Genomic DNA, 19,923 nt, shown 5'->3' with positions numbered 1-19,923 from the left:
TGGGCTGGTGTTCCCCGGTTCGCCGCCTGGTCTCACCTTGCGCCTGTCACCGTGGACCGCATGACTGAACGGACGCGTCTGTGGTTGGTTCCGCTGGCCGCGGCCGCGGGTTGGGGCGTCGGTTTCCTCCCTCAGCTCGTCCAGCCGCAGCCGCTCCTGCTCGCCCCGATGGTCGCCGAGCTGGTCTCGTTCACGCTGCTCGCCGCCGCCCTCGGCGGGCTCGCCGCCGGGCTCCGCCCGGACCGCCGGCTGCTCAGCGCCGTCCTGGCCGGCGCCGGTGTCCTCGGCGCGGCCTTCCTGGGGCTGACGCTCGCCTCCGGACCCGCCGCGACCAACCCGTCGACGCTGACCCACATGATCGCGATCGCAGCGATCACGACGCTTGCCGGCCTGGCCGCCGGGATCGCCGCGAGCCTCGGACCCTGCGTGCTGCGAGCGCCGATGCTGGCCGCACCGGCCGTCTGCGTACCTCTCTGGCTCGACGGGATGCTCCCCGGCGAGCTGCCGTCGTCGGTGATCGACGCGCTGCTGGCGGCCGCGCTGGTGACGGTCCTCGTGACGTCCGTACGCCGCGCCGTCGACGTCGTCGCCTGGGTGCCCGCCTGGATCCTGGGCTGGGCGATGCAGACGCTGCTGACCGTGCTGGTGGCCATCGGCGTACTCATCCAGGAGGGTCGCTCGGTCGACGCCGGGCTGCTCTCCTCGCACCTGGTCTACTTCCACGAGCGCTGGAACGAGCCGGCGGTGCACTACCCGGCCGGGTGGGCGCTCGCCGGTGTTCTGGCACTGGCGCTGGTGGCGTGGAGGCTGCGTGACACCCTTCGGGTGTGAAGGATAGATTTCTGGGGACGCTCATCACCGGAGGCACCCGCGGCATCGGCGCCGCCATCGCTCATCGACTGGCCGCTGACGGCCACTCCCTCGTCCTCGGCTACCTGTCCGACGAGGCTGCGGCCGTCGCGACGCGCGACGAGATCCGGGCCCTCGGGGTCTCGTGCGAGATCGTGGCCGCGGACATCACCACCGACGCCGGGATCGCAGCGCTCTTCGAGGCCGCCGGGCCGATCACCGGCGTGGTCAACAACGCCGGCGCGACCTACCGTTATGCACCGCTCGTCGACACGCCCCCGGACGAGATCCGGAGGACGTACGACGTGAACCTGGTCGGTCCCACGCTGGTCGCCCGCGCGGCCGTCTCCGCGCTGGCCGAGGGTGGCGTGATCGTCAACATCTCCTCGGGCGCCGCGACGCTGGGATCGCCGGGAGAGTACGTCCACTACGCCGCCGCGAAGGCCGGCATCGACGCGCTCACCAAGGGCCTCGGGCTCGAGGTCGCGGCGCTCGGCATCCGGGTCGTCGCAGTCGCGCCGGGGCTCACCGAGACCGACCTGCACGCCGCCACCGGCGACCCCGGCCGGATCGAGCGGATGGCGCCCCAGATCCCGATCGGTCGCGCGTCCACGCCCGACGAGGTCGCCGAGGCGGTCGCCTGGCTGATGAGCGACAAGGCCTCGTACGTCACCGCGACCACGCTCCGGGTGGCCGGCGGCCGCTGAAGACGGCGCGGGGGCGGCCGCAGGTGGTCTCGATCTCCTGGAGCCGGGGTACCGCTCCGGCATGCTGACGACGAGGTCGACGACTTCTCGCTCGTGTCGCGCGACGGGGCTTGACCGATGGCCCACAATCTCCTCATGAGGCCCCAGGTGGTCGCGCATCGCGGCGCCAGTCATGAGATCGCGGAGCACACCCTGGCGGCGTACATCGCCGCCCTGGATGCGGGCGCGGACGCCCTGGAGTGCGACGTACGGCTGACCATGGACGGGCATCTCGTCTGTGTGCACGACCGGCATCTGCGCCGGATCGGGGCGCGGGGGCTCGTCTCGGAGATGACGCTCGCCGATCTGCAGGCGATCGACTTCGCGGCGTGGAAGAACGGGTTCTGGGACGGCGAGGACGAGGCGCCGGACCGGGACATGCGGGGCGTGCTCACGCTCCACCGGCTGCTGCGCGCGGTGCGCGACTACGACCGGCGGGTCGAGATGGCGATCGAGACCAAGCACCCGACGCGCTACGGCGGGCTGACCGAGGGGCGGCTGGTCGACGTGCTCGACGACTTCGGCTGGGCGGGACCGGGCAGCCCGGTGCGGGTGATGAGCTTCTCGTTCACGGCGCTGCAGCGGGTGGAGAGGCTGGCCCCGGGCGTACCTCTGGTCCAGCTCATCGACCGTGCCGCCAACTGGTCGCTGCTGCGGCACGCGATCGGCCAGGACTGGTGGCTCGGAGCCGGGATCGACATGCTCGCCGCCCACCCGAAGCTCGCGCGGCGGCTGGCGTCGAAGGGCCGCAACCTGCACGTCTACACGGTCAACACCGAGGACCAGCTGAAGCTCTGCCTCGACCTCGGGGTCAACGCGGTCATCACCGACCGTCCGGGGTACATGTTGGAGCTGCTCGGCGGTTAGGGTTCGGACGTGGCCAAGAAGTCCCGAGTCAAGAACCGTCAGGCGGCTGCGGCCCCGACGGATGGTCCCAACCCGCGCGCGGCGTGCCCGTGCGGGTCCGGCAAGCGCTACAAGGCGTGCCACGGTGCTGCCGGTGGCGCGTTCGTGGGGCGCCCGTTCGAGGGCCTGCCCGGCGAGTGCGACCTGGTCGCGCTGCGCGAGCTGGTGCCGTCGGCGACGGTGTCGCTGCAGGTGAAGGGCTTCGAGTCGACCCCGGTCACGCTCGGCACCCTGTTGCCCGGCGCCGCGCCGGCGATGTCGCGCGACTCGGGCGAGGTCTGGGCCGGGCTGCAGGTGCAGCACAACTACGGGGACGTGTCGCGTGACGTGGCCGCGGCGCTGCTCCGGGCGCTCGAGGCGCGCGCTGCGGGCGAGTCCGGGATCGTCGGCCTCACCTCCGCGCCGGGCGCCGGTCCGCGGCTCCAGGACATCGTCACCAACGAGTCCCTGGACGTCACCGTCCACGAGGGCTTCGACTGGTGGCTCGGCGACGTCGAGGACAAGGGCGACTTCGAGCACGCCCTCGAGCACGCCAACGAGTCGGTGCTGCCGACGGAGCGGCTGACCTCGGTCGAGGCTGCGTACTGGACCTCGGTCGGCTCCAAGGAGCACCTGCGCTGGGTGATGCCCGAGCCCGAGGACGCCCTGCTCACCGCGCTCGCGCGACTGCACGTGGCCGGCGACGACGTGATCGTCCCCGACGCCCGTTTCGTCGGCATGTTCCGCGCCCACGGCCTGCTCGCACCCGTCTGGGACCTGCCGGTCGGCACCGGCGCCGAGGCGCTCGAGGAGCCGGCGGTGGCGTTCAAGAAGCTGCTCGACGAGGCGCTTGCGGACGACTCCGAGATCACCCCTGAGGTTCGCTCGGCTCGCGCCGGGCTCGCGAACCGGCAGGTCACGATCCGCTAACCGCTGGTCGAGCCGCCGGAGCCGCTAGGCGGAGGCGTGTCGAGACCAACACAGTCCCATCGAGCGCAGATAGGACCGTGTTGGTCTCGACACGGATTCGTTCGTACCTCACGAATCCGGCTCGACCAGCGTGGCTACCGCTCGACCGGCAACCAGAGCTCGCAGGACGCGTACGTCTCGGTGAGCTCCAGATAGCGCAGCACCGACGGCCCGGGGCGAAGCCGCCAGGGGTTCGACGGGAACCAGTCGGTCGCGGTCGCGGCCCAGAGCTGCTGCAGCGCCTCAGGGTGCGGCCCGCTGGAGGCGAAGACCGCCCACGAGCCGGCCGGCACGGTGAGGACATCGAGCCCCTCCGGCACCGAGGCCGACGGTGTGACCGCGACCCCGTGCAGGTAGGTGATGATCGACCCCTCCGGCGTATCGGGCGAGGGGGAGTCGGTGACGGCGAGGATGCCGCGCGGGTCGGTGTCGTTGAGCTCCTTGAGCCGGACGTGCTCCTCCGGCGCCAGCGAGGCGATATGGGCCTGGATGTGCGGATTCACGCCCTCGTAGATCAGCGGGACCTTGGCGGCGTGGCCGACGAGGCTCAGCTCGGGCATGTCGTTGATGGTGACGTCCATCGGGGTGCTCCCTTCGACGCTCAGACGGAACCTGAGCGTGGGTTGTGTGCGTAGCGGACCACCCGATCGGCGTACGTCGGCGGGGGCCGAGCCGTGCACCGCACGGAACGCGCGCCCGAACGCCTCGGTCGAGCCGTAGCCGTGGCGCACCGCGACCTCGAGAAGGTCGGGGGCGCCGGCCACCAGGTCGGCCGCGGCCAGGGTCATCCGGCGGCGGCGTACGTATTCGGACAGCGGCATCCCGGCCAGGGCCGAGAACATCCGGCGCAGGTGATACTCCGTCGTGCCGTGGTCACGAGCGACCCGAGCCACGTCGACCTCGCCGGCCAGTCCGTTGCCCAGTTCGGCCTCGACGAGGTCGACCAGGGTGTTGAGCGTGCCGATCATGTGGTCCTCCTTTCGCCATCAAGCCTGGCCGGGGAGCACCCCGCCGGGCCCGACTTTCCTGGCCCGGTTCGGTCGGGTCGGTTCACTCGGATCGGGACCGCAGCCGGAACGCCTGCAGGCGGGAGTAGCCCTTCACGCTCGTACGCCGCATCTTCTCGACCTGGAAGCCGTCGACGTCCTCGAGCGCGGCCGCCGCGTTCTCGTCGACAACCACCGACGAGGGCCGAGCGAGGGTCGTGAGGCGGGCGGCGATGTTGACCGTGGGACCGAAGACGTCGCCGAGGCGGAGCACCACGTCACCATAGGAGATCCCGGCCCTGACGTGGGGAAACGCGCTCTCCTTGTCCTCCCCGAGCGCGGCCAGCTCGAGGGCGGTCCGGGCGGCGGGCTCGACGTCCTCGAAGGTGAAGAACACCCCGTCACCGAGATACTTGATCACCCGGCCACCGTGCTCGACGACGACGTCGGAGCAGGTGTCCTCGAACTCCTCGACCCAGTCGACGAGCTCCTTGTCGCTGAGCCGTTTGGAGCGGGCGGTGTAGCCGACGATGTCGAGGAACCCGACGGCCAGCGGAACCGCCGTGGCGTCCGCGACGGTGAGCATCCGCCTGGCGGCGCTGACCAGGTGGCGACGCCAGACGTAGTCCTGCAGCGACTCCACGAGCGGCAGCACCTGTGCGCTCAGCGCGACCAGGTCCTCGACCTCGTCGCCGCCGCGCTCGCGGGCGACCTCGGCCAGCAACGAGGTCTGCCACTCGGCGAGACGCGCGTAGGACCGCCCCCAGGTCCGTACGAGCGCCGCCTGCCGGTCCTCGCTGAGCACCCCGAGACGTACGAGCTCCTGCGTCATCCGGAGCGCCTCGACATCGGCCTCGGTGAAGGCGATCTCGTCGTCGCCCGCGTGTGGGAAGCCGAGATGGTGCCAGAGGTCCTCGGCGACCTCCATGGGCACGCCCGCCGAGCCCGCGACGTCGGCGCGGGTCAGCGTGGGCGTGTGGCCGAGGACCAACGACTCGACCACGGCGAGCGCTTCCGCGAGCTCGATGTCGGCCTCGCGGCTGCGGCCGTGGTCGGCGTTCTCCTCGACCTCCTCGGAGGTCTGGTCGTCGAGCGTCAGGAGCCGAACCTGTCCTTGGCGACCTTGTCCAGCGCCTTCGCGAACGACGGCATCTCCACGGAGAGCTGCTGCAGCTTGTCGGCGCTGAGGTGGATCAGGTCGAGCGGGGTGAGGGCGACGATGGAGGCCGTACGCAGCGACCCGCGCAGGATTGCCGCCTCGCCGATGATGTCACCGGGGCCGCACTGGGCGATCTCCTCCTTGTCCCGGCGGACCGAGACGGTGCCGTCGAGGATGATGTAGGCCTTGTCCGGCGGGGTGTCCTCCCAGATCGGCGACCAGCCCTCCGGCAGGTGCACACGGGTGCCGGTGGCGCTGATGTGGGCGATCTCCTTGGGTGTGAACATGGAGAAGAACGACTCGGTCACGAGCTTTTCCTTCGGTCGGCTGTGGGGACGGTCACAAGGACAACGACTTTCCTACTGACGAGTTACCCCGGGCGGGTCATCCCAGCGGGTCGCGGGCGATCGGGCAGCTCATGCAGCGAGGACCGCCTCGGCCGGAGCCCAGCTCGGACCCGGCGATCGCGATGACCTCGATCCCGGCGGCCTCCAGCGCCTCGTTGGTCTGGGTGTTCCGCTCGTAGCCCACGACCACGCCCGGCGCCAGTGCCAGGGTGTTGTTGCCATCGTCCCACTGCTCGCGCTCGGCCGCCACCGGGTCGAGACCGGTGTCGACGTGGTGGAGCTTGTCGATGCCCATGGCCTCGGCCGCGACCTCGAGGAACGGACGCGGGGCCGCGATGTCGACCTGACCGGCCTCGTCGGCCGGCGTCACGGCGTACGCCACCAGCGAGTCGACCGCGTTCGGGTAGATCACCATCTTGTCGGTGTTCACCAGCGTGGCGATCGTGTCGAGGTGCATCGTCGCGCGTTCCTGCGCGATCGGGACCGCGAGCACGGTGTGGGCGAGGCCCTCCGCGAAGACCTGGCGGGCGAGCCGCTCGGCACCGGCGGGCGTGGTGCGCTCGCCGACGCCGACCGCGACGACGCCGGGCGCGAGGAGGAGGACGTCGCCGCCCTCGACGTGCTCGAGGTGGGAGCCGTGCAGCCGCGGGCTGGACCGGAAGCGCGGGTGGAACTGGTAGATCAGCTCGGTGAGCGCGGTCTCGCGCTTGCGGGCCGGCATCGCCAGGCTCGTGACGGTCGCACGGTCCCGGATCCACACCGACGAGTCGCGGGTGAAGAGCAGGTTGGGGAGCGGGTCGATGAGGAAGTCGTCGTGGGCGAGCAGGCTGGTGACCAGGCCGTGGCCGCCGCGGACCTCGTCGTTGCGGATGCCTGCGGTCAGGTGGTCGGTCAGCTCGGCCGGCCCCGCGTCGGCGAGGAAGCCGCTCAGATAGTCGCGAAGCGTGTCGCCGAGCGTGAGCGACGCGAGGACCTCGTGGAGCGCCTGCTCGCGAGCCTCGGACACCTCGAGGGTCTCGGCGAGGAGATCCGTCAGGTAGAGCACCTCGACATCGCGATCCCGCAGCGCGGCCGCGAAGGCGTCGTGCTCGTCCTGTGCCCGCTTCACCCACGGGATTCCGTCGAAGAGCAGCTTGTCGTTGTTGCGCGGCGTCAGTCGGGTGAGCTCCCGACCCGGCCGGTGGAGCATGACCGTACGCAGTCGTCCGACCTCGCTGTCGGCGCCAAGTTCTACCATGTCGCGCAGCCTAGGCGACCGTCCGTCAGGCGAACACCTCGACCAAGGTCAGGATGCCCAGGACGAGGCATACGACGGCCCCGACGTAGTGCAGGACGTGCAGCTTGATGAACCGGAGCAGCGTACGTCCCAGCAGCACGGCGAGCCCCGACACGGTGAGCAGCGCGGCCCAGGAGCCGACGAAGACCGAGACCGGCTCGTGGTAGCGGGCCACCAGCGAGACGCTCAGCAGCTGGGAGAGGTCGCCCCACTCAGCCGCGAAGAGGACCATGAAGCTGGCCAGGACCTGGCGGAAGCCGCGTACGTCCTTGGCCTTCTCGGCGAACTCGCTGGCGTCCTCCTCGCTCGCGGTGCCGTGGTGGCGGCGCCCCTCCACGAACAGGAGCACGGCGCCGCCGAGGAAGAGCAGGGCTGCGACGATGTGGATCAGGCTGGTCGGCAGCAGCGTCGCCACGCCGCCGACCGCCACCGCGATGAGCGTCTGGATCGCGAATGCCGCGCCCACACCGAGCCACACGAAGATCGGTCGGTACTTCGTCGACAGCACCAGCGTCGCCAGGAACGTCTTGTCCGGTAGCTCGACGACGAAGATCGCGGCGAAGGCCAGCGCGATGACGGTGATGTCCATCAGGGTTTCCGTTCCAGTTCTTTACGTCCGGCTCTCATCCTCGCACCCGCCGCGTTGGTCGAGCCGCCGGAGCCGCTAGGCGGAGGCGTGTCGAGACCAACACAGTCCCTTCGGCGCTCGATTGGACTGTGTTGGTCTCGACACGGATTCGTTCGTTCCTCACGAATCCGGCTCGACCAGCGGTGCGAGGGGAGCTGCTCTGGCCTCCGCGAGCACGTCGATCGCCGGGCGACCGAGCTCAGCTGCGGCGCGGGCGACGTCGTCCCACTCGGGCTGCAGGTTGACGATCTCGCCGTCGAGACGGGCGGCCTTGACGGCGATCGGGTGTCCGTCGACGTTCACCGTCAGGATCTCGCGGGGCAGGGCGTGCTTGACGACCTCGTGCTCGCGTACGCCGATCGTCGAGGTCTCGCGGAAGAACGCCCGCCGGACCGCCTCGGCGGCGTCGGGACGGGTGAGAGCGTGGAGCGTGTAGGCGGGGCGGCCCTTCTTCATCAGGATCGGGGTGACCCAGGCGTCGCGTGCGCCGGCCGCCAGCAGCGCGTCGATGGCGCCGGGCATCAGCCGCGGCTCGAGATCGTCGATGTTCGCCTCGATGACGAGCTCGGCCGGGGCATTGTCCCGCCATGGCGGGAAGATGCCGCCTCCCGCCGCCGGTTCCGCCCGCACCGCCGGGTCGCCGATCAGCAGTCGCAGGGTGTTCGACCAGCCCTCCGGGTCTCGCCCGCCCGCTCCGACGCCGATCGCCCGGGTCGCCATCGGCGGCTGGTCGCCCCACGACGTGGCGAGGGTGGTGAGCAGCGCAGCGCCGGTCGGTGTGCACATCTCCATCGACGGATGTCCCGGAGGCCCCGCGAAGGAAGGTACGCCGGTGAGCAGCCGCGCGACGGCCGGCGGCGGCACCGGGAGGGTGCCGTGAGCGGCCCGGACGGTGCCGGAGCCGACGGCGACCGGGGAGACGACCACCACGGCGGGGGCCAGGTGGGCGAAACCCGCACAGACCCCGACCACGTCGGCGATCGCGTCCAGCGCACCGACCTCGTGGAAGTGGACGTCGTCCGGTGCGATCCCGTGCACGGCGCCCTCGGCGACCGCCAGCCGCTCGAAGACCCGCAGGGCCAGGTCGCGCACGGCGTCATCGAGGGCCGCGCCGGTGAGCAGCGCCCGGACGTCGGTCCAGGTGCGGTGGTGGACCGAGTCGGCGATCGAGACGTGGCACCGGGTGGCGGCGAGGGCGCCACGTCTCACCTTCTCAGCGCCCAGGTCCACCGGTTCGGGCGCGACCGCGTCGACCGTGGACGAGATCACCGACAGCGGCACCCCGGCGTCGACCAGCGCACCGAGCAGCATGTCTCCCGACGCCCCGGAGGACGCGTCGACCCAGACGACGCTCATCGAGCCCGCCGGGCGATCCGGGCCGCTGCGACACCGGCTCCGTAGCCGTTGTCGATGTTGACCACGGTCACGCCGGGAGCGCACGAGTTGAGCATCGCCAGCAGCGCGGCCAGGCCCCCGAAGGAGGCGCCGTAGCCGACGGACGTCGGCACCCCGATCATCGGCACCCCGACCAGTCCGCCGACCACCGACGGGAGCGCGCCCTCCATCCCGGCGACGACGATCAGGCAGTCCGCGTCCTCGAGCCGGTCGCGCACGGCCATCAAACGGTGGAGACCGGCGACGCCCACGTCGGTGATCCGCTCGACCCCGGCGCCGTGGACCTGGCAGGCCAGGGCAGCCTCGGCCGCGACCGGTCCGTCGGAGGTCCCGGCCGCCACGACGCACACCCGGCCGTGCGGGGCCGGCAGCGGGCCGAGCGTGATCGCCCGGGCCTCGGCGTCGTGGACCGCCGTCGGCAGCTCGGCCGCGACCAGGGCAGCGGCCTCGGCGGAGACGCGGGTGGCCAGGACCGCGCGCGTGGGGTGCGCACGGTGCAGCCGGTCCAGGATCGCGACGACCTGCTCGGGCGTCTTGCCTGCGGCGTACACGACCTCGGGGTCACCGGTGCGCCGCTCGCGGTCGAGGTCGACCCGGGCGAACCCGAGGTCGGCGAACTCCTCCGCCATGGTTCAGAACCGTGCCGGGTCGGCGGGGTAGACGCCGAGCAGCTTCACGTCGGTCGTGAAGAACGCCAGCTCCTCCAGGGCCCGCTTCAGCCCCGGCTGGTCGGGGTGGCCGTCGACCTCGGCGAGGAACTGGGTCGCGGTGAACTTCCCGTCCACCATGTAGGACTCCAGCTTGGTCATGTTCACGCCGTTGGTCGCGAAGCCGCCGAGCGCCTTGTAGAGGGCCGCCGGGAGGTTGCGCACGTTGAAGATGAACGAGGTCACCACCGGACCCTGGTCGGCGGGCGCCTGGATGAAGTCGGGCGAGAGCACCACGAAGCGGGTGGTGTTGTGGTCGGCGTCCTCGATGTCGGTGGCGAGGACGTCCAGGCCGTAGATCGAGGCGGCCAGCGGCGGGGAGATCGCGGCCATCGTCGGGTCGCCGGCCTCGACCACCTCGCGCGCGGCGCCGGCGGTGTCGCCGGAGACGACCGGGGTGAACCCGTGCTCACGGATGATGTTGCGGCACTGGCCGAGCGCGTGGACGTGGGAGTGGACCGTACGGATGTCGTCGAGATGGGCGCCCGGAAGACCGAGCAGGTGGAACCGGATCCGCAGGTAGTGCTCGGCGATGATGTGCAGGTTGGACTCGGGGAGGAAGTGGTGGATGTCGGCCACCCGCCCGGCCAGGGAGTTGTCGATCGGGATCATCGCCAGCGACGCCTCACCCGCCTCGACGGTCGCAAAGACGTCCTCGAACGAGGCGCACGGCACCGACTCCAGCTCGGGGTAGTGCCGCTGGCACACCATGTGTGAGTTGGACCCTGGTTCGCCCTGATAGGCGATGCGATGTGGCTCAGACACATCGACAGTCTAGATTCGCCCGCTGTGCTTGCTCTTGCCATTCTCAGTCTGCTGACCGCAATCGCCGCCCTGGTGCTCGCCGGGACGGCCTGGCAGAAGACGAAGGACGTACGCCGCCCCGATCCGGCCGCGGTCGAGTCGCTGCCGACGGACGTCGCCGGTCTGCGTGCCGAGGTGGCGGCGCTGCGCGCCGAGTCGGCGATGAACCTGCGCCATCTCGCGGTGGTGCGCTTCGACGCGTTCGGGGACGCGGGTGGGCACCTGAGCTGGTGTCTGGCCCTGCTCGACGACAACGGCGACGGCGTCGTGCTCACCTCGATCCACGGCCGCACCGAGGCGAGGTCGTATGCGAAGAGCATCGTCGGCTGGGAGTCGTCGCAGCTGATGTCGCCCGAGGAGACCGAGGCGGTCCAGCAGGCGAGGCCCAAGCGCTGATCCGGGAGGCTGATCCAGCCGAAAACGACGCCGGCACGCTCGGGCGTGGCGGGGGAACCGTTCCGAGCGTGCCGGTTTTCAAACCCGGGCTGCGGGTGGGACGGCCCGGGAGTCGACCACTGGTCGCGGGGGATTTCCGACCAGTGAGTGGGAGTTGCACGTCACCGGCCGGAGTCAGGCTTGAACCCGAGCGGGGACGCCGACTCGGCTAACGCCGAGTCGTGTCAGACACCTTATGAACATTTACTGATCAACAAGACATCTCTGCCCGCGAGTCGGGAAGGTTTTACCGCGAGAATCGACGCCAAACGGGCTGAAATGATGCCAGAAACGGGACTTTGGCCCCGGATTGATGGGACTTTCGCCCTCCCGGCGTGTCGCTCGATTCAGGACCGAATCGGGACCACTGCTTCAGCGTGGCACGCGGACGAGCAGGCGTCCGGGAAGGCACTGCATACGCAGCTCCCGGCCCTCGGAGATCGTGTCGCCGTCGAGCTGGCGCGGCTGGTCGTGGTTGGTGCGGATCACGACGCTGGCACCGGTCATCCGGTTGACCAGGTTGTCGGTGCGCGGCCGCTTGCTCAGCACCCGGAACGCGAGCGGCAGCCAGGACCAGAACCGCTGCGGGTAGAGCAGCACCACGTCGACGAGCCCGTCGTCGAGCGCGGCCGCCGGCAGCAGCGGCATGTTGGCCTGGAGGTAGCCGACGTTGCCGACCACGACCGTACGCGCCCGGTGGCGGGTGAACTCGCCGCCATCGATGGAGATCTCCAGTCGCATCGCCGGGAACATCAGGCTCTTGAAGGCGGACAGCACGTACGCCATCCAGCCGATCTTCTTCTTGATGTCCTCGTTGACGCCGCTCATGATCGCGGCGTCGAAGCCCATCCCGGCCATGACCAGGAAGTTGGTGTCCTCGAGGTTGTCGCCGGAGACCTCGACCAGGTCGATCGCCTGGTCCTGCCCGGTGAGGGCGACGTCGATCGCGGCCCGGATGTAGAGCGGGATCGACAGGTTGCGGGCGAGCAGGTTGCCGGTGCCGCCGGGGACGATCCCGACCGCGATGCCGGTGCCGGCCAAGGCGGAGCAGACCTCGCGTACGGTGCCGTCGCCGCCGCACACGAGCACCAGGTCGGCACCCTCCTCCTGGGCCGCGCGCGCCATCCCCCGGCCGGGGTCGTCCACGGTGGTCAGGTGCCACGTCGGCGTCTTCCAGCCGGACTCCTTGGCCATCGCGGTGACCATCGTCTTGAACTGCTCGACCGACTCGACCTTGATCGGGTTGAGGACCACCGCGATCTTCCGGTTGCCGCGCACCGAGTCCACCAGCGGCCGCCGGCCCAGTGCGTGCGACGTCGGAAGCGGCGTGTAGAGCGCCATGCCGAGGAAGACCGCACCGGCGGCGAACGCGATCCCGCCGAGCACGTCGGAGGGGTAGTGGCGTCCGAGGAAGATCCGGTCCGCGGCGACGAGCAGCACCAGCAGGACGAGGCTGGTGTAGGCGAGGCGGCGCAGGCCGCGGCGGCGTACGAACATCGTCACGACCACCGCGATCACGCCTGCCAGGACAGCGATCCCGGTCGCATGTCCGGAGGGGTACGCAGGCGAGTCGTGCAGCCACGACGCCAGCTGCCACTCCGGCCGGTCGCGGTCGACCAGCAGCACGGTCGCGCGGCGTACGACCAGGGTGACCACCACGACGCCGAGCACGTAGACCGCGGCGCGGGGGTACTTCCGGAACAGCCCGGCAGCGACCAGGAAGGCGACGCCGACCGCGAGATACCACTCGGTGACCACCTCGACGACGCGCCAGGAGTCGAGCATCCAGCCGTGCTCCGCCGTCACCGCCGCGGCGTCCCGGCCGAGCTCGTCGAACATCGAGACCGGCGGCCACGCGTTGACCGCCGCGACCCCGATCAGGGCGCACAGAGCGAACAGCGAGGCCGCCCAGGTCAGCAGGGTGCGGCGAGAAAGGTCGAGCACGGTGAGCCAGTATGCGCGAAACGGCTTCCACACAGTGAATGAACGGACTGGTCAAAAGCCGAGGCAGCACCCGGTTGTGAGCGCTATCGTTCGCTGTCCGCGCATGATTCGGGTCGGCGCCGGCATCCCTCGGTCCCTCGTCGTTGTGAGGTCTCTCTCGTGCGCTCTCGCGTGTCCTCGTACGCCCTCCTCGGGCTCCTGTCCGTCCCCGCCGCCGCTCTCGGTGTCGGTGGCCTTCTCGCCGGATCCGCTGCCGCGGCCGAAGGCGAGTGTGGCGGCAAGCCCGTCACCGTCGACCTCAGAGAGGGTCAGGCCCCGACCGAACTCGACGACGTCATCGCCGTTCCGGGAGGTGCCACTGTGAGTGGGCTGGGCGGCAACGACACCATCTGCGTCGTCGGCCAGGGCGGGGCGGAGATCTACGGAGGTGCCGGCAACGACACGCTCATCGGTGGATCCGATGGCGATCTTCTCAATGGAGGAGATGGCGACGACGTCGCCCGCGCGGGCGAGGGCGACGACCTGATCGAGGAGACCTCGGGCAACGACTCCCTCGATGGTGAGGCGGGGGGCGACATCATCCTTGCGGGCCCCGGCGCTGACAAGGTCGACGGGGGTCTCGGCGACGATGTCATCTCCGGTGGGTTCGGGGGTGACGTGCTGCGCGGCGGCGACGGAGCCGACCGACTGGCCGGGGGTGCGGACGACGACACCGTCGACGGTGGATCGGGGACCGACATCGCGACCTACGCCGAGGCCGGCAGCGGCATCGTCGCGACGATGAGGAAGGTGACCGGCGGCCTCGGTACCGACGTCCTCGCCGGCATCGAGGAGCTGATGGGGACCGACCACGCCGACCGGTTCAACGGAGATTCTGGCAACAGCGTGATCGACGGCCGAGCCGGGAACGACGTATTCGCTCCGGGGGCCGGGACTGATGTGATCACCGGCGGGTCCGGGGCGGACACGGTCACCTACTCCAACGCGACCAGCGGCGTACGGGTCTATCTCGGGCAGCCTGCTTACTGCGGTGCAGGTGCTGGACGCGAGACGATCGAGGAGGTCGAGAACCTCACTGGCAGTCCGTACGGCGACCAGCTCATCGGGGACCTGGGGAGCAACGTCATCCTCGGCGGGGGCGGGAGCGACTACATCAACGGGCTCAACGGGAACGATCGGCTGGACGGCGGCAGCGGCAACGACACGTTCTGGCCGGGCAAGGACAACGACACCGTGATCGGTGGGACCGGCACGGACACGATCAGCTACAAGGGCTACTACAGGCCGATCCAGGTCAGTCTGGCCACGACCCGCGCTCAGAACACCGGCAGCTCGGGTTACGAGAAGGTCAGTCAGACCGAGAACATCATCGGTACGTCGTACTCGGATCGCCTCGTCGGAAGCTCGGGCCGCAACACGATCTCGGCCGGCTACGGGAACGACACTGTTCTGCCGGGTCACGGCGACGACGTCGTCAGCGGCGGAGCCGGGTCGGACACGATCAGCTACCGGAACGTCGGTGTAGGTGTCCGGGTGTCGCTTGCCGCGACCTTTGGACAGCGCACGAATGCCGGCTACGACAAGATCACCTACTTCGAGAACGTCATCGGAACCGCGCGCGCCGACGTCCTCAAGGGGAACGGGTCCGCCAACAAGCTGTACGGCGACGGCGGTGGCGACAAGCTCTATGGCGGGAGCGGGGCTGACAAGCTCTACGGTGGAACCGGGGCCGACTACGGCGACGGTGGATACGGACGTGACAGCGCCTATTCGGTCGAGCGGAAGGTGAACCTTCCCTGATCGAGCTCACTTACTGAAGTGAGATCTCGTGGTCGGGTCGACTAGCCTTGCCGCATGATCGACCCGCGCATCCTCCGCGAAGACCCCGACCGCGTACGTGCCTCGCAGGAGCGCCGCGGCGCGTCCAGTGACGTGGTGGACCGGGCGCTGTCTGCGGACAGTGCCCGACGGGCGGCGATCGCCGACTTCGAGGCCAAGCGGGCCGAGCAGAAGCAGATGGGCAAGAAGGTCGCCCAGGCCAAGGGTGAGGAGAAGCAGGAGCTCCTGGCCCAGGTGAAGGAGCTCGCGGCCGCGGTGAAGGAGGCCGAGGCGGCGCAGAACGCTGCCGAGGAGGAGTGGAAGAAGGCCCTCAAGGGCATCCCCAACCTCGCCGACGACGCTCCGGCTGGCGGCGAGGACGACTTCGTCGTGATCGAGACCGTCGGCAAGCCGCGCGACTTCGCGGCCGAGGGCTTCGAGCCGCGCGACCACGTCGAGCTGGGCAAGATGCTCGGCGCGATCGACCTCGAGCGTGGCGCGAAGGTCTCGGGCAGCCGCTTCTACTTCCTGACCGGGGTCGGCGCCGAGCTCGAGTTCGCGCTGATCAACCTGGCGATGGAGCAAGCCCGCGAGGCCGGGTTCACCCAGGTGATCGCACCGGCGCTGGTGCGCCCGGAGGCGATGGAGGGCACCGGCTTCCTCGACCAGGTCGACGACGGCGTCTACAAGATCGAGGACGACGACCTCTACCTCGTCGGCACCTCCGAGGTGCCGATGGCCGCCTACCACGCCGACGAGATCCTCGACCCCGAGACGTTGCCGCGGCGCTACGCCGCCTTCTCGTCCTGCTTCCGCAAGGAGGCCGGTTCGGCGGGCAAGGACACCAAGGGCATCATCCGGGTCCACCAGTTCGAGAAGGTGGAGATGTTCGTCTACACCACCGTCGAGGATTCGTACGCCGAGCACCAGCGTCTCCTCGAGTGGGAGAAGGCGTTCCTGGACAAGCTCGAGCTCGCCTACCAGGTCATCGACGTCGCCGCCGGCGACCTCGGTCCGAGCGCGCTGCGGAAGTTCGACTGCGAGGCGTGGATCCCGACCCAGGGGAAGTACCGCGAGCTCACCTCGGCCTCCAACTGCACCACCTTCCAGGCGCGCCGCCTCGACATCCGGCAGCGCACGGAGAGCGGCACCACCCCGGTCGCCACCCTCAACGGCACGCTGACCGCGATCACCCGCGCGATCGTCGCCGTGCTGGAGACCCACCAGCAGGCCGACGGGTCGGTACGGGTGCCGAAGGCGCTGCAGAAGTGGCTCGGGCGCGAGGTCCTGGAGCCGATCCAGAAGTGAGCGCGACCGAGAGCACCACCACGCGGCCGGGTGAGGCCGCCTGGCAGCCGAAGCTCGTCGCGCTCGACATCGACGGCACGCTGCTGCGCTGGATCGAGGGCACCGGCACGACCTCCGAGGCGCTCTCGGACAAGGTGCGCGACGCGGTCCGCCGGGCGTACGACGCCGGTGCGCACGTGGTGCTCTCCTCCGGCCGTTCAGCCCACTCGATGACCGGGATCGCCGACCTGCTCGGGCTCCCGGACGAGGGTGCCGAACGGTTGTGGATCGTCGCGTCCAACGGCGCGGTGGTGCTCCGCTACCCGCCGGTCGAGGTGGTCCACGAGGAGACCTTCGACGCCCGCGCGGCGGTCGAGAAGATCGTGGAGCGGCGGCCGAACGTGCTGGTCGCGGTGGAGAACCGCGGCCTGGGCTACCGGTTCAACCGGCCGTTCCCCGAGGGTGAGCTCGACGGTGACCACCTGATCGCCCCGATCGAGGAGATGGTCGCCGAGCCGGTCTCCCGCGTGATCATCCGTGACCCCGACGCGACTCCGGAGGACTTCCTCGCCCTCGGGCGCGAGCTCGGTCTGCACGGCATCGACTACGTGGTCGGCTACACCGCGTGGCTCGACCTGACCCCGGTCGGCGTCTCGAAGGCATCGGGCCTGTCCTACGTCTGCGACGAGCTCGGTCTCGAGCCCGCCGACGTGCTCGCCATCGGCGACGGCCGCAACGACGTCGAGATGCTCGAGTGGGCGGGCCGCGGGGTCGCCATGGGCAACGCTCCGGAGGTCGTCCAGAAGATCGCCGACGCGGTGACCGCCCACGTCGCCGACGACGGCGCGGCGCTGGAACTCTCCCGCTGGTTCTGAGATTCTCAGCGCTCGTGACTCTTCCCACCACCGTCACCACTGAGCGGCTGACGCTGCCGCTGTGGACCCGCGCCGACGTCGATGCCATCCGCGACCCGAACGGCGGCCTCGGCCGCCCGCAGGGCTGGCACCCGCAATTCCCGCGGGTGGACGATCGCGACGCGGCGACGATGTGGGTCGACGGTGACCCGTGGAGCTCCCGCTACATCATGCGCAACGGCACCGTGCTCGGCTCGATCGGCTTCTTCGGCCCGCCCGACACCGCGCCCGACGGCACTCCTGAGACCGAGGTCGGCTACGGCCTGGTCGAGGAGGCCCGCGGCTGGGGCTTCGCCACCGAGGCGCTCAAGGGTCTGCTGGCGTGCGCCGACAAGGAGGGCGTACGCATCCGGGCCTCTGTCGAGCCCACCAACGCGGCCAGCCTGCGAGTGCTCGCCAAGTGCGGGTTCACCGAGCTCCGAGGCGCCGACGAGGACGGGCATCTGGTGATGGCCCGGCCCGTGCCCGGTGGCAGAATGGAAGAATGACGATGCCGAAGCTGGTCGCGACCGACCTCGACGGCACTCTGGTCAGAGCGGACGGCTCGGTCTCGGACTTCACTCGTGACGTACTCGTGAAGCTCGAGGAGATCGGCGTGCCGGTCATCTTCGTGACCGGTCGGCCGCTGCGCTGGACCCGCGAGCTCTTCGAGCACATCGGCAGCGTCGGCCTGGCTATCGTCTCCAACGGCGCGCTGGTCTGGGACGTCGCCACCGATCAGCCGCGGCTCACCCGCCTGATCGAACCCGCCCTGACCGCCGAGGTGGCGGCCGCGCTGAGGGCAAACCTGCCCGGCCTGGTCTTCGCGACCGAGTCGCTCGAGGGCTGGTCCTGCGAGCCGGCCTTCGCGACCCACACCTCCGACGCGCTCCGGCCCGCCAGGCGCGTCGCGCCGATCGAGGAGCTCGCCGACGAGCCGCTCATCAAGCTGCTCGCCCGCCGCCACGAGGATGATGACGCCGACGAGCTGCTGGCGGCCGCTGCGGCCGTCGTCGGCGACCGGGTCAACGTCACCCACTCCTCGTTCCCGCTGCTCGAGATCAGCGCTCCCGGGGTCACCAAGGCCTCCACGCTGGAGCTGGTGTGCACCGAGCTCGGCATCTCCGCGACCGACGTGATCGCCTTCGGCGACATGCCCAACGACCTGCCGATGCTCACCTGGGCGGGGACGTCGTACGCCATGGCCGACGCCCACCCGAGCGTGGTCTCGTGTGCGTCTCACCTCGCGCCCGGGCACGAAGATGACGGTGTCGCGCGGGTCCTGGCTGGAGTCTTCGGGCTCTGACTGGTTTGATCTTCGCCATGCGCCGCGTCCCCCAGTTCCTCGCTGCCCTCGCTCTTGCGGTGACAGCCGTGGTCACGACGAGCCCAGCCCCCGCCTCCGCGGCCCCGGTGACGGCCCCCGCGAAGTGCCCCGCGTTCAAGCTCAGCGACGCCGTCAAGGAGCCGCTGGTCTTCCACGCACGGGTGACCGGCCCCGGCAAGCCCGTCCGGAAGGGCGGCCCGGTCGTCTATCCCGTGACCGTCGTCAAGGCACTCAAGGGCGTCATCAGCGGCAGCAACCTCCAGGTCACCCTCAACACCGGCCCGTGCCAGCGGAAGTCGCTGACCGCCAACGAGGACTACTACTTCTTCGTCCAGCAGAAGGGCGACACCATCCTCGCCGCCGGCAGCTCGCCGCGGGTCGAGGAGTACACCGACAAGCTCCAGGCCGAGATCGCCAAGGAGTTCCCCGAGGCGGTCTCCCCCGAGCCTCAACAGGTGAGCTTCAGCAAGCCGACGTCGCCCGAGGGAGCCAAGCTCGTCGAGGTCGCCGCCCCGGGCGTCGCGATGGTCGTCGTCGGCCTGCTCGGCCTGATCATCGTGCAGATTCTCGGGCGACGGCGGACGGCGTAGCCTCCTCCGGCGTCCACCCCGGCGGCCGGAACAGGTAGCTCAGCTTGAGCCGCCAGCCGTCGGCGCTGCGTACGTCGTTCCAGAGCTCGCGGAACGCGCCGTACTCCAGGCGGAGCAGGTTGTAGGTGTCGACCTTGTAGGTCAGGCCGTACGTCGGGCGCTGGACCTCCGGCTGGAACGTGCCGAAGAGGCGGTCCCAGACGATCAGGATGCCGGCGTAGTTCTTGTCCAGGTACTCCGGGTCGGAGCCGTGGTGGACGCGGTGGTGGCTCGGGGTGTTGAAGACGAGCTCGATCGGGCGCCACAGCTTGCCGACCGTCTCGGTGTGCACGAAGAACTGGTAGATGAGGTTGGCCGAGAACGCGATGTAGATCGCGATCGGCGAGACGCCCAGGAACGGCAGCGGCAGGAAGAAGAAGAACTCGAACCACGGGTTCCACTTCTGCCGCAGCGCGGTCGCGAAGGTCATGTACTCCGACGAGTGGTGGGCCTGGTGGGCGGCCCAGCCGACGCGCGTGCGGTGCACGAAGCGGTGGCTCCAGTAGTAGGCGAGGTCGACGAGCACGACCGAGATCGCCAGGCCCCACCAGGTGTTGGGGATCTGCCACAGGGACGCGTAGGCGAAGATCGCCGTGTAGATCCCGAGCGTCAGGATCTTGAACACGGTCATCGACACGATCGATCCGACGCCCATCAGGATCGAGGTGCGCGCGTCCTTGAAGACGTAGCCGGCCAGGTTGTCGTCGTGGTCGAGCCACTTCAGCGCGGCCAGCTCGATGAGGATCGAGAGCGCGAAGAACGGGATCGCGTACGTCAGCGGGTTCTTCAGAGGGTCGAGTACGTCGTTCATGGGGGCCTCCTGGGATATGACCTTTGGG

Annotated in this window: 21 protein-coding genes; 11 read left to right on the top strand and 10 right to left on the bottom strand. The window is 70.0% G+C overall.

Features of this window, described 5'->3' with window-relative positions:
- Positions 1–60: 60 nt before the first annotated feature.
- The 4 genes from G5C66_RS06165 to G5C66_RS06150 all read left to right on the top strand — a co-directional run bounded on the left by G5C66_RS06165 (position 61) and on the right by G5C66_RS06150 (position 3,410).
- Complete coding sequence (locus G5C66_RS06165) at positions 61–831, top strand: hypothetical protein (protein ID WP_165110088.1); 771 nt, start codon at positions 61–63, stop codon at positions 829–831.
- Positions 828–1,556 (top strand): SDR family NAD(P)-dependent oxidoreductase, encoded by a 729-nt coding sequence (locus tag G5C66_RS06160; protein WP_338144084.1) that lies wholly within the window; start codon positions 828–830, stop codon positions 1,554–1,556. Before G5C66_RS06165 ends, G5C66_RS06160 begins: the two co-directional genes overlap by 4 nt.
- A gap of 135 nt (positions 1,557–1,691) precedes the next feature.
- Positions 1,692–2,462, top strand: a complete 771-nt coding sequence (locus G5C66_RS06155) for a glycerophosphodiester phosphodiesterase family protein (protein ID WP_241248277.1) — start codon at positions 1,692–1,694, stop codon at positions 2,460–2,462.
- A gap of 9 nt (positions 2,463–2,471) precedes the next feature.
- On the top strand, positions 2,472–3,410 hold the full coding sequence (locus G5C66_RS06150) for a DUF5926 family protein (protein ID WP_165110086.1): 939 nt from the start codon (positions 2,472–2,474) through the stop codon (positions 3,408–3,410).
- 134 nt (positions 3,411–3,544) lie between these two features.
- Here G5C66_RS06150 and G5C66_RS06145 read toward each other — a convergent pair whose 3' ends face one another.
- The 8 genes from G5C66_RS06145 to G5C66_RS06110 all read right to left on the bottom strand — a co-directional run bounded on the left by G5C66_RS06145 (position 3,545) and on the right by G5C66_RS06110 (position 10,712).
- Positions 3,545–4,417 carry an AraC family transcriptional regulator gene (locus G5C66_RS06145; protein WP_165110085.1) on the bottom strand — a complete coding sequence of 291 codons (873 nt, stop codon included), beginning with the start codon at positions 4,415–4,417 and terminating at the stop codon, positions 3,545–3,547.
- A gap of 82 nt (positions 4,418–4,499) precedes the next feature.
- Positions 4,500–5,438, bottom strand: coding sequence for an adenylate/guanylate cyclase domain-containing protein (locus tag G5C66_RS06140; RefSeq protein WP_165110084.1), 939 nt, complete (start codon positions 5,436–5,438; stop codon positions 4,500–4,502).
- Between the two features lie 92 nt (positions 5,439–5,530).
- The gene (locus G5C66_RS06135) at positions 5,531–5,902 is read right to left on the bottom strand and encodes a cyclic nucleotide-binding domain-containing protein (RefSeq protein WP_165110083.1); all 372 of its coding nucleotides are present in this window, start codon (positions 5,900–5,902) and stop codon (positions 5,531–5,533) included.
- A 76-nt stretch (positions 5,903–5,978) separates the two neighbouring features.
- A complete protein-coding gene (locus G5C66_RS06130) occupies positions 5,979–7,178 on the bottom strand; it encodes an arginine deiminase (RefSeq protein WP_165110082.1) in 1,200 nt (399 codons plus the stop codon).
- Positions 7,179–7,203: 25 nt separating this feature from the next.
- Positions 7,204–7,806 (bottom strand): TMEM165/GDT1 family protein, encoded by a 603-nt coding sequence (locus tag G5C66_RS06125; protein WP_165110081.1) that lies wholly within the window; start codon positions 7,804–7,806, stop codon positions 7,204–7,206.
- A gap of 159 nt (positions 7,807–7,965) precedes the next feature.
- On the bottom strand, positions 7,966–9,201 hold the full coding sequence (gene larC, locus G5C66_RS06120; protein ID WP_165110080.1) for a nickel pincer cofactor biosynthesis protein LarC: 1,236 nt from the start codon (positions 9,199–9,201) through the stop codon (positions 7,966–7,968).
- Positions 9,198–9,869, bottom strand: coding sequence for a nickel pincer cofactor biosynthesis protein LarB (gene larB, locus G5C66_RS06115; RefSeq protein WP_165110079.1), 672 nt, complete (start codon positions 9,867–9,869; stop codon positions 9,198–9,200). The genes larC and larB overlap by 4 nt, the downstream gene beginning before the upstream one ends.
- Before the next feature lie 3 nt (positions 9,870–9,872).
- Positions 9,873–10,712 (bottom strand): prephenate dehydratase, encoded by an 840-nt coding sequence (locus G5C66_RS06110; protein WP_165110078.1) that lies wholly within the window; start codon positions 10,710–10,712, stop codon positions 9,873–9,875.
- Between the two features lie 24 nt (positions 10,713–10,736).
- On the opposite strand from G5C66_RS06110, the gene G5C66_RS06105 reads away from it, so the two are divergent.
- The gene (locus tag G5C66_RS06105) at positions 10,737–11,147 is read left to right on the top strand and encodes a DUF4446 family protein (RefSeq protein WP_338144083.1); all 411 of its coding nucleotides are present in this window, start codon (positions 10,737–10,739) and stop codon (positions 11,145–11,147) included.
- A 411-nt stretch (positions 11,148–11,558) separates the two neighbouring features.
- Here the strand turns inward: G5C66_RS06105 and G5C66_RS06100 are convergent, their stop codons facing one another.
- On the bottom strand, positions 11,559–13,130 hold the full coding sequence (locus G5C66_RS06100) for a YegS/Rv2252/BmrU family lipid kinase (protein WP_165110076.1): 1,572 nt from the start codon (positions 13,128–13,130) through the stop codon (positions 11,559–11,561).
- Positions 13,131–13,289: 159 nt separating this feature from the next.
- Here G5C66_RS06100 and G5C66_RS06095 point away from each other — a divergent pair, with 159 nt between their 5' ends.
- From G5C66_RS06095 to G5C66_RS06070, 6 genes are read left to right on the top strand one after another with little or no spacing between them, the layout of a single operon-like run.
- Positions 13,290–14,930, top strand: coding sequence for a calcium-binding protein (locus tag G5C66_RS06095; protein WP_165110075.1), 1,641 nt, complete (start codon positions 13,290–13,292; stop codon positions 14,928–14,930).
- A 54-nt stretch (positions 14,931–14,984) separates the two neighbouring features.
- Entirely contained in the window at positions 14,985–16,256 is a 1,272-nt protein-coding gene (gene serS, locus G5C66_RS06090) for a serine--tRNA ligase (RefSeq protein ID WP_165110074.1), read from the top strand.
- Positions 16,253–17,110: an HAD-IIB family hydrolase gene (locus G5C66_RS06085; RefSeq protein WP_165110073.1), complete on the top strand. Its 858-nt coding sequence runs from the start codon at positions 16,253–16,255 to the stop codon at positions 17,108–17,110. Before serS ends, G5C66_RS06085 begins: the two co-directional genes overlap by 4 nt.
- Positions 17,111–17,124: 14 nt before the next feature.
- A complete protein-coding gene (locus tag G5C66_RS06080) occupies positions 17,125–17,637 on the top strand; it encodes a GNAT family N-acetyltransferase (protein WP_165110072.1) in 513 nt (170 codons plus the stop codon).
- A complete protein-coding gene (locus G5C66_RS06075) occupies positions 17,634–18,434 on the top strand; it encodes an HAD family hydrolase (protein WP_165110071.1) in 801 nt (266 codons plus the stop codon). The genes G5C66_RS06080 and G5C66_RS06075 overlap by 4 nt, the downstream gene beginning before the upstream one ends.
- Before the next feature lie 17 nt (positions 18,435–18,451).
- A complete protein-coding gene (locus G5C66_RS06070) occupies positions 18,452–19,045 on the top strand; it encodes a hypothetical protein (RefSeq protein ID WP_165110070.1) in 594 nt (197 codons plus the stop codon).
- Here G5C66_RS06070 and G5C66_RS06065 read toward each other — a convergent pair.
- A complete protein-coding gene (locus tag G5C66_RS06065; protein WP_165110069.1) occupies positions 19,008–19,895 on the bottom strand; it encodes a sterol desaturase family protein in 888 nt (295 codons plus the stop codon). The two genes, G5C66_RS06070 and G5C66_RS06065, sit on opposite strands and share 38 nt — an antisense overlap.
- Positions 19,896–19,923 lie beyond the last annotated feature (28 nt).

Origin of the sequence: Nocardioides turkmenicus, from assembly GCF_011045035.1 — a bacterium.
GTDB classification, from domain to species: domain Bacteria; phylum Actinomycetota; class Actinomycetes; order Propionibacteriales; family Nocardioidaceae; genus Nocardioides; species Nocardioides turkmenicus.
The sequence above is the reverse complement of the archived record's forward strand: the minus strand, read 5'-3'. Positions and strand labels throughout refer to the sequence as shown.